Source organism: Bacillus sp. AFS037270 (genome assembly GCF_002585305.1).
The window spans coordinates 263,615-278,421 of sequence record NZ_NUNF01000014.1; the positions used below are offsets into that span (position 1 = coordinate 263,615).

The window sequence follows — 14,807 nt, forward strand, 5'->3', positions numbered from 1 at the left end:
ATTTGCTTACTTTTCCGATTTTTATACTTCAAAACAGAACCCGTTACCTTTCGGCCGGCTCGTCTTATGCGTGTCGGGGCTGACCAAGGCGCTTGCGCTTTTCTTATGAACTACTGTAACCAAAGTTTATATAATCCCTCGGTTACTGCTAAGTTGTACATGTAATACATCCCAAAAACGATACTAATGACACCTGTCAGCCGGGTAAGGGTTTGATTTAGCAAACGTTTTTTAGAGCTAAAAACGAAGGGTATCCCGATAATCGTTGTAAAGAAAAGCATTCCCAAAATGGTTCCTGCACCGAATATTAGGATATAAACAGCCGCCTCCCAAACACTCTTGACTGTACTCATCGTTAGTAAGACCATTGCGCCGCTTCCGGCTAGACCATGGACTAAACCAATAAACAAGGATTTGAGGTATGAAACATTTTGATGTTGATGGTTATGCTGATGCTTCCCGTTATGAGAATGGGAGTGGAGGTGTTTATGCTCGTCCCCGTCATGTTCATGCTGGTGAAGGTGGATATTTTTAAAAGAGAGTAGAGTGGTTAAACCAAGGTAGACAAGCATGATTCCTACTAAAAATTCTAATGACATCGCCCATTTTTCGGGTATTTCCCCCTTCATTAAAATGAGAATAACCCCAATGATAAATAATGTCGCCGTATGGCCAATTCCCCAGAAAACGCCTGCTAGAGTGGATCTGAATAATTTTTTACTTTGGCTGGCAATGGTAGAAACAGCGATAACATGATCGGGCTCGATGGCATGCTTGATTCCGAGAACAAATCCTAAAGCTAGGATGGATAGAAAACCTATCTCCATAATTTCCTCCTAATTAGAAAAGACTTTTTTTAAGGTATGAATTCTAGTAATGAAAAATGCTAAAATAACTAATCTGAAAAATTATAGCACAGATCCAATAATTTGTTTACCAGTCAAACTAAATATTTTTTTATCGGAATTCCGTTCTAGAAGTTGTGAACCTTTTAAAAAGTTTTTCTCGAATCATGGAAATTGCAAGTCGGATTAGTCTTGCTTATAGAATAGAGCTGCGGCGGCAGTTCTTTCTGTTATGAAGAGGAATCAACCTAGAAGGAGAGGCGCCTCCAAACATACGCCCTCAGGGTAGTTAATGGACAGCATTGACGACCGAGCGGGGAAAAAAAGAGCCCCTAGGGTAGTCAATAGGCGCTATTGACGACCGAGCAGAGGAAAAAAGAGCCCCTAGGCTAGTCAATAGGCGCTATTGACGACCGAGCAGAGGAAAAAAGAGCTCCTAGGGTAGTCAATAGACGCTATTAACGACCGAGCAATAGAAAAAAGGGCCCCCAGGGTAGACAACGGACGCCATTGACGACCGAACAAGAGAAAAAAGAGCCCCCAGAGTAGTCAATAGACGACCCCAATGACGACCGAGCAGAGGAAAAAAGAGTCCTTTAGATAAAAAGGGTTCAAAACCCCTAAAATATCAGATTAGAATGTCATTTTAATATATATTTATTCTATATAATAGATACGCTGTTGACTTGTATACAAGATACTAGTATAATCACTTTAAAGCGGTTACATAAAAGGTTGGGTGGGACATGAACTTACAAAATATATCAACAGGAAGAGAGACATTATCCAATCATGCCTATCAGGTCATAAGGGATGCTATCGTCACTTTGCAATTTGAACCAGGGCAGCAGGTATTTGAAGCGGAACTAGGAAATCAGTTAGGGGTAAGCCGCACACCGATACGAGAAGCCTTTAGACGGTTATTGGCAGAAGAATTAATTGAAGTCCAACCTCAGCGCGGGAATCGGATTGCTTACTTATCAAAAAAGAAAATTAATGAGGCGCGTTTTGTCAGAGTGAGCTTGGAAGTGAGTGCCTTTAAGGAAGTGGCGAAAAAATGGGATAAAAATAATCCTATTTACCAAAACCTTCATAAGCAAATCGTCGATATTCTAGAAAACCAAAAGAAAATGGCGGAAGACCATAATTTCGAACTCTTTCTGCAACTCGATGAACAATTTCACTATACCATACTCGAAAGCACCGGCAATGCCACGTTAATTTCCATTATCAATCAAATGAGGGGCCATCTAAATCGCCTTAGATATTTGGAATTACAAGAGACCAAACACTTTATGCAGCTGGTCAATGAGCATAAGGCGATCTTTGAAGCGATTTTATCGAATGATGCCAGGAAGACGGAAGAACTGTTAACCAGCCATATCCGTTGGCTGGAGGATAGTACGCAGACACTTATTGAAAAATATCCTCATTTTTTCAAAGACTAAAATAGGATAATAGTAAGTACGTTTAATCAACAGAATCATGAAAAATGAACGTACTTATTTTTATAGCTTAACTTGTATACTAGTATGCAATAAATTCGCAGGAGGATGAAAGTCCTAGTCCCGCCCCCAATCCTTACAGATGAAATCTAATAAAGAAGGTGGACAAAAATGAAAGCGGTACAAGTAAGTAAACCACATGAACTAACCATTCAAGATGTTGAAAAACCGCGCATTGTCAATTCAAAGGATGTCTTAGTTAAAGTAAAACGTGTTGGTATTTGCGGCTCTGACCTTCATATTTACCATGGTACAAACCCTTTGGCGACATTACCGAGAGTTGTGGGTCATGAAGTGGCAGGAGAAGTGGTCGAAGTTGGATCAGATGTTGCGAATCTGCAAGTTGGTGATCATGTCGTCGTCGAACCGATCCGTTATTGCGGCGAATGCTATGCCTGCCGCAAGGGACAGCCGAACGTGTGCCAATCCTTAACGGTATTTGGGGTCCATGAAGATGGCGGGATGCGCGAATGGTTTGTTCTTCCTGAAAAACAACTACATAAGGTGAATTCCGATCTCCCTTGGGAAGAAATTGTTTTAGCCGAACCTTACACGATTGGCGCACAGGCTGTTTTTCGCGGACAGGTGGAAGAAGGCGACACCGTTCTAATCCAAGGCGCCGGACCGATTGGGATCTGTATCCTCAAAATGGCAAAATTCCATGGTGCCACGGTGATGGTTACGGATTTGAGTGATGAACGACTATCCTTTGCAAAGGAAAATGGAGCGGATATAGTCGTTAATGCCGGGCGGGAAGATGTTTTAACGGCTGTGCAGGAATGGACGAATGGGGAAGGAGCAAACAAAGTCATTGATGCGGTTTGCCTTCCAAGTACGTTTGCATTATCACTTGAGGCCGTTTCTTCTGCCGGAAATGTGGTCGTTCTTGGTTTTGATGAACAACCAGCCGCAATATCACAGCTTCCTATTACTAAGAAAGAAGTAACGATTACCGGTTCAAGACTACAAACCTATCAATTTCCTAAAGTAGTTCAGCTGCTAAACGAAGGAGAGCTCCGTCATAATGGGCTGGTTACCCATACCTTCCCGCTTGCACAAGTACAGGAAGCTTTTACGTTTATTGAAGAACATCCTGACCTGGTTAGGAAAGCAATTATTACGTTTGATTAAAGGCGGAGGTGTGTTATGAATATTACATTTCGATGGTATGGGCGGGATAATGATACCGTTTCCTTGGATCAAGTGAAACAAATTCCCGGCGTGAAAGGAATTGTCTGGGCATTGCATCACAAACCAGTTGGGGAAGTGTGGGAGAAGGACGAGATCCAAGCGGAAGTCAACTATATTCAATCGTTTGGATTCCATACAGACGTCGTTGAGAGTGTCAATGTCCATGAATCTATTAAACTAGGTAACAAGGACCGAATGAAGTATATCGAAAATTACAAGCAAACCATCCGACATCTTGGCGAGTTTGGCGTGAAGGTTATCTGTTATAACTTCATGCCGGTCTTTGACTGGACGCGGACCGAAATGTTTCACCCTTTGGAGGACGGTTCAACGGCATTATTTTATGAAAAAGCGAAGGTTGACAATCTAGATCCTGAGGAGCTTATTCGGACCGTATCGGCCTCGTCTGACATGACCCTGCCAGGCTGGGAACCAGAAAAGCTTGCCCGAATTACGGAATTGTTTGATGCTTATAAAGAAGTAGATGAGGAAGCCCTATGGGGGAACTTAGCCTTTTTCCTAGAGGAAATACTCCCTGTTGCGGAGGAGGCCGGCATTCAAATGGCGATTCATCCGGATGATCCGCCATGGTCCATTTTTGGATTGCCAAGAATCATTACCGGTGAACAAAGCTATGAAAAACTGATTAGCATTTCCGATTCTCCGGCAAACGGTTTTACCTTGTGTACGGGATCGATGGGAGCCAATCCGGCCAATGATATGGTGGAAATCGCCAAGAAGTACGCGAGTCGCTCACCATTCTCCCATATTCGTAATGTAAAAATCTACAAAAATGGTGATTTTGTAGAAACCTCCCATTATACACAAGATGGTTCTATTAATATTAAAGGTGTTGTGGGAGAATTGAACAAGCAGAATTATCAGGGCTATGTAAGACCAGACCATGGACGCCACATTTGGGGTGAAGTCTGCCGCCCGGGATATGGGCTGTATGATCGTGCCCTAGGCATCATGTATTTACATGGTTTATGGGATGCCTACGAATCTCAGGAAGGAAGCAGGTGAACTTCAATGCTCCCCATTCATGAAAATATAACTGGCAGGGTGGCCGTCATTACAGGAGGAAGTGGTGTCTTATGTTCAGAGGTGGCGCGTGAACTTGCCCGCCATGGCGTGAAAGTAGCGATTTTAAATCGAACGGCTGAAAAAGGACAAAAGGTAGTGGATGAAATTGTTCAGTCAGGCGGCACTGCCATAGCGGTTGCAGCGAACGTTTTGGATAAGGTATCCCTTGAGAACGCTCGAGAGATCATCCTTGAATCGTTTGGCAGTGTTGATATTTTGATCAATGGTGCAGGAGGCAATCACCCTGACGCGATAACCGGTCCTGAGACTTATGAAGAAAACGGAAGCGGGCAGTCATTTTTTGAATTAGATCCAAAGGGTTTTTCTCAGGTGTTTGACAGTAACTTTATTGGGTCTTTTCTAGCGAGTCAGGTATTCGGAAAATCTTTGCTTGAGGCAAAGGCACCGGTGATTATCAATTTTTCATCAATGAGTGCTTATGCTCCAATGACAAAAGTACCTGCATACAGTGCAGCGAAAGCATCGATTAATAATTTTACGATGTGGATGGCGGTTCATTTTGCCGAAAAGGGCTTACGAGTTAATGCGGTTGCACCGGGGTTCTTCCTGACAAACCAAAATAAAAACCTGCTGCTTAATGAGGATGGAAGCTATACCGCACGTTCGAAAAAAATTATTACCGGAACCCCTATGAAACGGTTTGGGAAACCGGAAGATTTAATAGGGACCATGCTCTGGCTTTTAGATGAAGAGTATTCCGGGTTTATCACAGGGATCACGGTACCGGTGGATGGAGGCTTTTTAGCCTATTCGGGAGTTTAAGTGCTGCTGATGAACAAAGATGAGAGTGCGAATGACTGGGGAGTCGTTCGCACAGGGATTGGATTATTTTTAAAAAGGAAATTTGAAAGCGTTGACAAGATTCTAGGGGGTATATGAATGTTAGCCAAAATGTTTTCGAAAGATAAATTGCCTATCCTGTTGTTATTATTCTTAGCCGGCGTCATTAATTATTTAGACCGTTCTGCATTGTCGATCGGTGCTCCGTTTATAAAGGAAGACTTGCACTTATCGGCCACCCAAATGGGAATTATTTTTAGTAGTTTTTCTGTTGGATATGCGATTTTTAACTTTATTGGCGGAATGGCTTCTGATAAATACGGTGCGAAACTTACTTTGTTCGTTGCGATGATTGTTTGGTCATTATTTAGCGGCGCTATTGCCTTAGCTGTGGGATTTACTAGTTTAATTGTCATTCGTGTTTTATTCGGAATGGGGGAAGGCCCGCTTTCGGCAACGATCAGCAAAATGGTCAATAACTGGTTCCCGGCTGACCAACGTGCGTCTGCGGTTGGTTTGGCGAATAGTGGCACACCACTTGGCGGTGCGATTTCTGGCCCGATTGTCGGCTTCATCGCGATTACCTTCAGCTGGAAGATTTCCTTTCTACTTATCATGGTAATTGGTCTTGTTTGGGCGGTGTCATGGTGGAAATTTGTAAAAGAAAAGCCAGCTGCGACTGCGAAAAAGGCGGCAGTGGTAAAAGCGGATCAGGTTTTACATGAAAGACGCCCATTAACTTTTTATCTAAAACAAAAAACAGTTTTATTTACGGCATTTGCGTTCTTTTCCTATAACTATATCTTGTTCTTCTTCTTAACTTGGTTCCCAAGTTATTTGGTGGATGCCCGCCATATGGATGTGAAGGAGATGAGTGTGATTACCATGATTCCATGGATTGTAGGATTCATCGGTCTTGCCTCTGGCGGATTTGTTTCAGATTTTGTTTTTAAAAAGTTTACCAACAAAGGTGTTCTATTCTCAAGAAAAGTTGTGCTTGTTACTTGTTTATTTATTTCAGCTGTTTGTATCGGATGTGCCGGCCTTGTCACAACGACTGTCAGTGCCGTAACATTGGTAGCGCTTTCGGTCTTCTTCCTATACTTGACAGGTGCCATTTACTGGGCCATCGTCCAGGACGTTGTCGAGCCAGGAAGTGTTGGATCAGTGGGTGGATTTATGCACTTTTTGGCCAATACCGCTGGAATCATTGGACCGGCATTAACAGGCTACTTAGTGGATCAATCTGGTTCATTCACGTCAGCCTTTTTATTAGCAGGCGGGCTGGCCGTGTTTGCTTCGCTATCTGTCATCCGTTTTGTTCGTCCTATCAAGTACCCCAACACAAAAAAGGCAGACGTAAATATGACTGTTTAACCTTTGGCAGATGGCTCAAACCTGTGGTTTGAGCCATCTCTTTTTTTGGAGCGAAGGGATGGTTCTCATGCTTCGGAAGCATGAGAACCGTCCCCTTGCTTCCAAATTAATTCTCCTGTTATGTCTGTCACAAATTTGATATTATAGTATAAAAAGTGTTGGTCAAACTTTTCGTTTTTTTATGAAGTTGAATTAAAAAAGAAGTTTGATAAAACCCGTTAAGCGACTCAGTCTTTACATTCAAAGAGTGCATCATCTGCAGAAGGAGGCAAGGTATGAACCATAAAAATAAAACAGTTGTCCGTTCTATGGATCTTTTAAATTTATTTAAAGATCATGCACAATTAACCTTTCAAGAGATTATTGATTTATCAGGTATTCCGAAAACATCTGTCTATCGCATGTTAATGTCTTTAGAGGAAATGGAGTTTTTAGAGAAAGGGCCGGACTCTAAATATCGATTAGGTATTATCTTTCTTAAGTTTGGCCATCTTGTTTCATCTAGACTTGATATACGGAAAATTTCATTCCCCATTATGCAAGAGCTGCATGATGATATTGGTGAAGCTATTAATCTAATTATCAAACAAGGGGATGAAGCGATTTATATTGAAAAAATCGATACCAACCAAAAAGTGCGCCTATATACTGGAATCGGCAGAAGAAGCCCTTTGTATGCTGGTGCTTGTGCTCGTGTCATTCTATCTTTTTTACCTGATTCAGAAATTCAAACATACATGGAGTCGGTTGAGTTAAGACCTTTTGCGAAAGGTACGATTACGGATAAGGAAGATTTATATAAGACAATTAGCGAAGCTAAAGAAAATGGTTATACGATTAGTTATTCTGAGTTAGAGGATCATACAGCTGCCATTGCTGCACCGATTTTCGATCATAAAGGTGACGTGATTGCTGGTCTTAGTATTGCGGGTATCGAAGCTAATTATCAAAACGAAAACATCCCTATTTTTGCAGAGAAAATAAAAGCGGCAGCCGAAAAAATATCAAAATGTTTAGGATATATTCCATCATAAAAAACATCCTCTATACACCTGTTTCAGGAGTAAATAGGGGATGTTTTCATTTTTAACTTTCCTCCATCTCAAATAGGCAGGTTCCATGGATAAACTTAGGTGTACATGCTCCTACTTTCTATCGTAGTAATGAATTGGTGATGCTCCGAGTGGATTTGTACCTTAGTAGAGTATTTTATAGCGAAAGCCTACTTTTATCTCCTCTAATATTCTTTCTTTCTTTAATAATTCATTTTCTGCCTCTTCATGTGAAACTTCCTTAAAATGGATCGTTGCAGTCGGTTGTAGTTGTGCCATGCTTGGTAAGTCTGCAGAAATAATCTGTCCAATTTTTGGATAGCCGCCTGTGGTTTGACGGTCTGCCATTAAGATAATTGGATTACCGCTTGGCGGTACTTGAATAGTTCCGTGTGTTACACCTTCAGACAATAATTGAAATTCCTCTGTTAAAGAAAGGATAGGACCTTTCATATGGTATCCCATCCGATCGGCTTGAGTTGTTAATTTAAATGGTTCATTGAACAGGCTTCTTTTACTATTTTGATCAAAACGGTCAAACTCCGTTCCTCTAATTACACGAATCGTTTTCGTTTGCTGTAAATTGATCAGATTATTGTAATTTACCGACCAGTTAATATCGCTTCCTAAATCATTCAATTTATGGAATAAGGATTGACTGAATTCATTCGTTTTATTGACTTCGATGATATCCTCTTTTTGTAAAGCCCTGCCTTTCAATCCGCCAATCCCTGCCCGAAGATAGGTGCTCTTGCTTCCCATTACTTCTGGAACAGCAATACCGCCGGCAAAAGCTACATAGGCTCTGCAGCCTTTTAAGGGGGATTTGAATTGTAAGATAGATCCTTTTCTAACCAATATCGGCCGCCACATTGCTGCTTTTTTATCATCAATGACAGCAAATAAATCTCCACCTGTAATGGCGATTAACATATCTTGCTCAAATAAAAGAGAGGTGCCTAATAATGTAATTTCTAGGGCACCTTCATTTTCTTTATTTCCTACTAGTAAATTTGCTGCCCTGAATGAATATTGATCCATCGCTCCGCTGACAATAACACCATATTTTTGAAAACCATATCTTCCTAAGTCTTGTATCGTGGTTAGCAGTCCTGGATGAAGTACTCTAACAGTCATTTATTTTGCTCCTTATATGCCTTATATTGTTCTGGGGAAATTTGAAAGAATTTAATCCTATCTCCGGCTTTAAGCAAAGTAGGCGGAGTAAGGTCAGGCTGAAATAAATTTAATGGAGTTCGGCCAATAATTTGCCAGCCTCCTGGTGTTTCTAGTGGATAAATCCCCGTTTGTTTTCCGGCTATTCCTACGGAACCGGGTACAATGGAGGACCTTGGACTCTTCTTTCGAGGCGTTGCAATTCTTTCATCCATTCCTCCCATAAATGGAAAACCTGGAGCAAATCCTAACATATATACTAAACATTCATTTTTTGTGTGTATTCGAATCACTTCTTCAGATGACATCTTGTGAAAAGAGGCTACATCATCCAAATCCGGACCATATTCTCCGCCATATAGGACAGGTATCTCAACAAGTCTTCCTCCAAAAACTTGCTTTTCGTCCATTTGCCGCAGTAAGTCATTCACAACCAAACTAACCTTTTGAAAAGGAGTCATAGGTGAATGGTGATTTTTATCGTTATTCATGAGCGAATGATGTACAACTACTGGATTGTAATAAATCGTTATATTAGTGAAAGCAGGTACTGCCTCAACAAAACCATCAAATGGATGATCTAACAATGCTGATAAAGCTTGAACTTTTTGGTGAGTAGCTGGGTTTAGTTCATCACCAAGCTGTACAATCAGTGCCGAATCACCTAAAGGTTTGATGATCGCTTCAGTGATAGAACAACTCATTCTAAAACCTCCAATTGTTTCAATATTCGGAACCGATGTTTTAAGAAACGGATTATAATAATATTATAGTTGTCAGAAAATAAAAAACAAGTTGTAAATCTTAAAAATAAGACTGTTTTGAACATTTAGGAATTACTGTCTACTCAGATATTTTATTTTATGATAGAATGAATTTAATTTTTAAAACTACAATTCCTTAATTCGGAACTAGATTTCTTTTTGTGTGGATTTGTTATGGTAAGTCTGAAATTAGGGGGATAACTAAAAAAACAAGAGGGGGATTAGATTGTATCGAGTTGACTTGAACTGCGACATGGGAGAAAGCTTTGGAGCATACCAGATGGGGACGGATGAGGAAATTCTTGACTATGTCACTTCTGTCAACATTGCCTGCGGTTTTCATGCAGGTGACCCGGCTACCATGCGAAAAATGGTTACGCTTGCATTGGAGAAGGGCATTGCGGTTGGCGCTCATCCAGGACTGCCTGATTTGGTTGGTTTCGGCCGCCGGAATATGGACATTTCCCCCCAGGAAGCCTTCGACATGATCGTGTATCAAATTGGCGCACTTTATGGATTTGTTAAAGCAGAAGGCGGCAAAATGCAGCATGTAAAACCGCATGGTGCTCTTTATAATATGGCTGCAAAAAGCAGGGAGCTGTCGGACGCCATCGCACAAGCCGTTTACAAAGTAGATTCCGACTTGATTTTATTCGGCCTTTCGGGCAGTGAACTGGTGAAAGCCGGACAAGCAATCGGTCTCCGTACGGCAAGTGAAGTATTTGCTGACAGAACCTATCAGCAAGATGGTTCGCTGACACCAAGACGGCAGCCGGACGCAATGATTACGGACGACAAATTAGCGATTGACCAGGTCATTCGCATGGTAAAAGAAGGAAAAGTACTGTCCCAACAAGGGGTAGAGGTAAAGATTCAAGCAGAAACGGTATGTATTCACGGTGATGGCCCGCATGCCTTAAATTTTGCCCGCCAAATCCGAGAATTACTTATCAATTCTGATGTAAACGTACAGGCCGCAGGCAGGTGACGAGTGCGGATTTGTTTCACTAAGTAGAACTTACCTTAAGGGAGATGATACTATGATAAAACTGATTGGAATCTTACTAGTAGCGGTTGGGTTCGGTTTTCGTCTGAACACCCTGCTGGTTGTAATGACAGCCGGTGTGGTTACAGGCTTAGTTTCTGACATGTCCTTTAATCAGGTCATGACTCAATTTGGCCAGGTTTTTATCGATAACCGTTATATGTCTTTGCCTATCATTCTCAGTTTACCTGTAATCGGATTGTTGGAACGTCACGGTCTGAAAGAAAGGGCAGAAGTACTTATTAAAAAGGCAAAAGGAGCAACAGCCGGTAAGGTGTTAATGTCCTATTTGCTCATTCGCGAATTGAGCGCGTCGCTTGGCCTTAACATTGGCGGACATCCGCAAACGGTTCGGCCGCTTGTCGCACCAATGGCAGAAGGGGCAGCAACAGCAAAACATGGGGAACTTCCGGAAAAACTCCAGGACGACATTAAAGCGCATGCAGCAGCATCTGAAAATGTTGGCTGGTTTTTCGGGGAGGACATTTTCATTGCAACCGGAGCGATTTTATTAATGAAGGGGTTTTTCGATTCAGTAGGCATGCATGTGGGCGTCTGGGATATGGCTCTTTGGGGTATCCCTACCGCGATATCAGCTTTCTGTCTTTCCTGGTGGCGTTTCCGCAGGATGGATCGACGAATTCAACGTGAAATGACAAAGAAAGAGAACAACAAGATCGCCTAGGGAGGAGACCAACAATGAATATTATTACACTGGAATATATTTATTATTTGCTCGGTATTATAACCGCATTTGTAGCATTCCGGGTAGCGATGGATAAAAAACATCCGAGCCGCATTGGTTCTACTTTGTTTTGGGGAATCTTTGCCTTCACATTCTTATTTGGTAAGCTTGTTCCTCCGATTGTAATCGGCTACCTTGTACTAGCTATGGTAGTCATTGCTGCCATCGGTAAGGTGAAAAGTGGAAACCAGGACGAGGCTCCGAAAGAGGAAAGGGATCGGCATGCCTCACGATTACAGGGCAAGGTCTTCATTCCCGCCTTGGTCATCCCAGTTTTCACGATCATCGGGTCTTTAACTCTTGGAAAAATTCATTTCGGAAAAATACATTTGGTTGATCCAGCGATGGTTACGTTGATCGCGCTTGGTCTAAGCACCATTCTCGCTTATATTGTCGCTCAGCTGCTTACAAAAGCGAAACCATCTACTGCTTTGCACGAGGGAAGCCGGTTAATGCAGGCTGTTGGCTGGGCGATCATTTTACCGCAAATGCTAGCAGCGCTTGGCGCCATTTTTGCCAAGGCTGGCGTTGGAGAGGTCGTCTCAAAAATGGTAAGTGATGTCCTTCCAACCAATATTCCATTTGTCGCGGTTGCTGCTTATTGTATTGGTATGGCGCTGTTTACAGTCATTATGGGTAATGCTTTTGCCGCTTTTGCCGTCATTACAGGCGGAATAGGTCTGCCGTTGATTGTGCACATGCATGGAGGAAATCCGGCCATCATGGCGGCAATAGGCATGTTCGCAGGTTATTGTGGAACGTTGATGACACCGATGGCAGCAAATTTCAATATTGTGCCAGCCATGCTGTTGGATCTTAAGGATAAAAACGCAGTCATCAAGGCACAGCTGCCGATTGCCATACCACTCTTGGTGATCAACATCTTATTGATGTATTTCTTGGTATATCATTTCTAATAACTAGTAGAAAGGGACACTGTTATGAAAAAGATACTTGTTACCGGTTTTGAGCCGTTTGGAGGGGAGCCCGTCAATCCGGCGCTTGAAGCAGTGAAGCTGTTAAACGGAAAAGAAATTACAGAGTACGAAGTGGTCACAAGGGAAATACCAACCGTTTTCGGAAAGGCAATTTGCAGTCTGAAAGAGTCGATAGACGAAATTAATCCTGACATGGTCATCTGCGTTGGACAGGCAGGGGGGCGTTCCACTATCACGCCTGAACGGGTAGCCATCAATGTCGACGATGCCAGAATCACAGATAATGAGAATAATCAGCCAATCGATGAAGAAATAGTTCCAGGCGGGCCAGCCGCATACTTCTCCAAACTGCCGGTCAAGGCAATGGTGAAAGTAATGAATGAAAACGGAATCCCTGCTTCCGTTTCGAATACTGCGGGCACATTTGTCTGCAACCATATTTTCTATGGGCTGATGAATTATCTTGATACCAGCGACAAGGATATCCGAGGAGGTTTTATCCATATTCCTTTCCTTCCGGAACAGATTATCCGCAACCCCGGACACCCAAGCATGAGTCTTGAATTGATTGTTAAGGGATTGGAACTATCCATTGAAGCTGCTGTATTAAATGAAACTGATATTGTAGCGGTGGGCGGAGAGATTAGTTAATTTCATAGAGGGAGTCTATTTTTAGGAGAGATTCCTTTTAAGTAATTCAAATAATAAAAGAGAACATGTTTTTACCAGGAGCGTTTCTGATTTTACAGAAACGCTTTTTTATTTTTTGTTGGGGCGGATGTTGAATTTTTATTAATAAGAATTAAAAAACCTCTTTCCGGTGATGAAAGAGGTTTTTTAGTCACAGGGAAGAGTGTACCAAATCAATAAACTTCCTAGTTCCCACCGAAATTTGTTCTTCATTAGCAAATGAATAGCTTAACCGTAGCCATGAGGATGGCTCCTTTAACGGATCGCAAATTTGGCCGGGAACAAATGATATAGAGTGCTCTAAGCTCTTTGCCAGTAAGTCGTCTGTTGAAAGCTGGTTTGGCAGCTGTACCCATAAATTCAAGCCGCCATTTGGGCTGGTCCATTGCCAATCCGTCGCTGACAACTCCTCTTCCATGATTTCTTTCCGTATTTGTAAGGCAATTCGTAGTTTCTCAACATGCTGCTGCAGCCTTGACGACGAATAGTAATGAAGGAAAATCTTTTGATTGAGCAGCGGCGAACCGTTATCCACTAACGATTTTACAGAAAGCAGTGATTTCATTACAGAAGGTTGACTGTTCATCAAAAAGGCAATCCTTAACCCAGGTGAGATATATTTGCAAAAGCTTTTAATATAGATCACCATACCAGAGGTATCATAGGTGTACATGGGCGGCGGCGGCTCTTGGTCAAAATAAATGTCATAATAGGCATCATCTTCCACCAAGAGACATCGGTATTGCTCAGCTAACTGGACCAATTGCTTCCGTTGTTCTGCTGGTACCGTGTATCCGGTTGGATTATGGAAGGTTGGATTTAAATAGAACAGACGTGGTTTGTGTTTCTTCATGATGAATTCAATCTGTTCTAAATCGTACCCGTAGGGATGAATGTCGATCGTGACAATATTAGCTCCTTGGGCTCTAAATACGTCAATGGCTGAACTGTAGCTGGGCCGCTCCAAAAGAATTGTGTCTCTTGCTTTCACAAACGCTTGAGCAATCAGATGAATGGCTTGCTGAGAACCAGCCGTAATCAATAGCTGATCAAGATTTGTCATTGTTTTATAGTGTTGATTGAAATAGTCAGAAAGCGATTGACGCAGCTCTTCGTCACCTTGAACGGTCGAGTAGGTGGACAGTACCTTTGGGTAGAGGTCAAACACTTTTTTTACATAATCAGAGATATAGCGATTCGGCAACAAATTAGGGTCAATTAATGCCTGTGAAAATTGATAGGAAACTGGTACTTTATGAATTTCTGATAAATGATTTTTTTGCACATAGGCAGAGACAATTGGGTTTTCAAAATTTTCCTTTTCACCGGATTGCACATAATAGCCGGATTTATCTTTTGAATAGATTCTATTTTCCTGTTTCAGAAGCTGGTAAGCTTTTAATATGGTTAAGCGGTGAACATTCAAGTCCGCGGCTAGTTTTCTAATCGAGGGGAGCTTTTCATCTTCTCTCCATTCACCCAGTTCGATGCGGTTTACTACATAATCATAAATTTGATTAAAAAGGTAATCAGCTTTCCTCATTTTCTTCCCTTCATTCCTCATGATTTTTAGCATGTTTCTATTGTATCTG

14 protein-coding genes are annotated in these 14,807 nt (G+C 41.9%); 10 read left to right on the forward strand and 4 right to left on the reverse strand.

All coding sequences use genetic code 11. The features are described from left to right. Positions 1–110: 110 nt before the first annotated feature. Positions 111–827, reverse strand: coding sequence for a HoxN/HupN/NixA family nickel/cobalt transporter (locus tag COD92_RS07925; RefSeq protein WP_098531244.1), 717 nt, complete (start codon positions 825–827; stop codon positions 111–113). 764 nt (positions 828–1,591) lie between these two features. On the opposite strand from COD92_RS07925, the gene COD92_RS07930 reads away from it, so the two are divergent. From COD92_RS07930 to COD92_RS07955, 6 genes are all read left to right on the forward strand, one after another. Further along, positions 1,592–2,293: a GntR family transcriptional regulator gene (locus COD92_RS07930; RefSeq protein WP_098531243.1), complete on the forward strand. Its 702-nt coding sequence runs from the start codon at positions 1,592–1,594 to the stop codon at positions 2,291–2,293. 168 nt (positions 2,294–2,461) lie between these two features. Beyond that, entirely contained in the window at positions 2,462–3,481 is a 1,020-nt protein-coding gene (locus tag COD92_RS07935) for a zinc-binding alcohol dehydrogenase family protein (RefSeq protein WP_098531242.1), read from the forward strand. 15 nt (positions 3,482–3,496) lie between these two features. Next, a complete protein-coding gene (gene uxuA / locus COD92_RS07940) occupies positions 3,497–4,567 on the forward strand; it encodes a mannonate dehydratase (protein WP_098531241.1) in 1,071 nt (356 codons plus the stop codon). A gap of 6 nt (positions 4,568–4,573) precedes the next feature. Then, positions 4,574–5,410, forward strand: a complete 837-nt coding sequence (locus COD92_RS07945; protein WP_098531240.1) for an SDR family oxidoreductase — start codon at positions 4,574–4,576, stop codon at positions 5,408–5,410. A gap of 129 nt (positions 5,411–5,539) precedes the next feature. Further along, positions 5,540–6,805, forward strand: a complete 1,266-nt coding sequence (locus COD92_RS07950) for an MFS transporter (RefSeq protein ID WP_098531310.1) — start codon at positions 5,540–5,542, stop codon at positions 6,803–6,805. Between the two features lie 275 nt (positions 6,806–7,080). Then, complete coding sequence (locus COD92_RS07955) at positions 7,081–7,839, forward strand: IclR family transcriptional regulator (RefSeq protein ID WP_098531239.1); 759 nt, start codon at positions 7,081–7,083, stop codon at positions 7,837–7,839. 162 nt (positions 7,840–8,001) lie between these two features. On the opposite strand, the gene COD92_RS07960 is transcribed toward COD92_RS07955, so the two are convergent. Both COD92_RS07960 and pxpB read right to left on the reverse strand, forming a co-directional pair. Then, entirely contained in the window at positions 8,002–8,994 is a 993-nt protein-coding gene (locus COD92_RS07960) for a 5-oxoprolinase subunit C family protein (protein ID WP_098531238.1), read from the reverse strand. Continuing rightward, on the reverse strand, positions 8,991–9,737 hold the full coding sequence (pxpB, locus tag COD92_RS07965; protein WP_098531237.1) for a 5-oxoprolinase subunit PxpB: 747 nt from the start codon (positions 9,735–9,737) through the stop codon (positions 8,991–8,993). Before pxpB ends, COD92_RS07960 begins: the two co-directional genes overlap by 4 nt. Positions 9,738–10,023: 286 nt before the next feature. Between pxpB and COD92_RS07970 the strand changes: the two genes are divergently transcribed. Genes COD92_RS07970 through pcp form a run of 4 tightly spaced genes read left to right on the forward strand, consistent with a single transcriptional unit; the run spans position 10,024 to position 13,176 of the window. After that, a complete protein-coding gene (locus COD92_RS07970; protein ID WP_098531236.1) occupies positions 10,024–10,785 on the forward strand; it encodes a LamB/YcsF family protein in 762 nt (253 codons plus the stop codon). Positions 10,786–10,837: 52 nt separating this feature from the next. After that, entirely contained in the window at positions 10,838–11,527 is a 690-nt protein-coding gene (locus COD92_RS07975; protein WP_098531235.1) for a DUF969 domain-containing protein, read from the forward strand. A 14-nt stretch (positions 11,528–11,541) separates the two neighbouring features. Next, the gene (locus tag COD92_RS07980; RefSeq protein ID WP_098531234.1) at positions 11,542–12,504 is read left to right on the forward strand and encodes a DUF979 domain-containing protein; all 963 of its coding nucleotides are present in this window, start codon (positions 11,542–11,544) and stop codon (positions 12,502–12,504) included. 24 nt (positions 12,505–12,528) lie between these two features. After that, complete coding sequence (pcp, locus tag COD92_RS07985) at positions 12,529–13,176, forward strand: pyroglutamyl-peptidase I (RefSeq protein ID WP_098531233.1); 648 nt, start codon at positions 12,529–12,531, stop codon at positions 13,174–13,176. A 190-nt stretch (positions 13,177–13,366) separates the two neighbouring features. Here pcp and COD92_RS07990 read toward each other — a convergent pair whose 3' ends face one another. Beyond that, entirely contained in the window at positions 13,367–14,758 is a 1,392-nt protein-coding gene (locus tag COD92_RS07990; protein WP_098531232.1) for an aminotransferase-like domain-containing protein, read from the reverse strand. Positions 14,759–14,807: the final 49 nt, after the last annotated feature.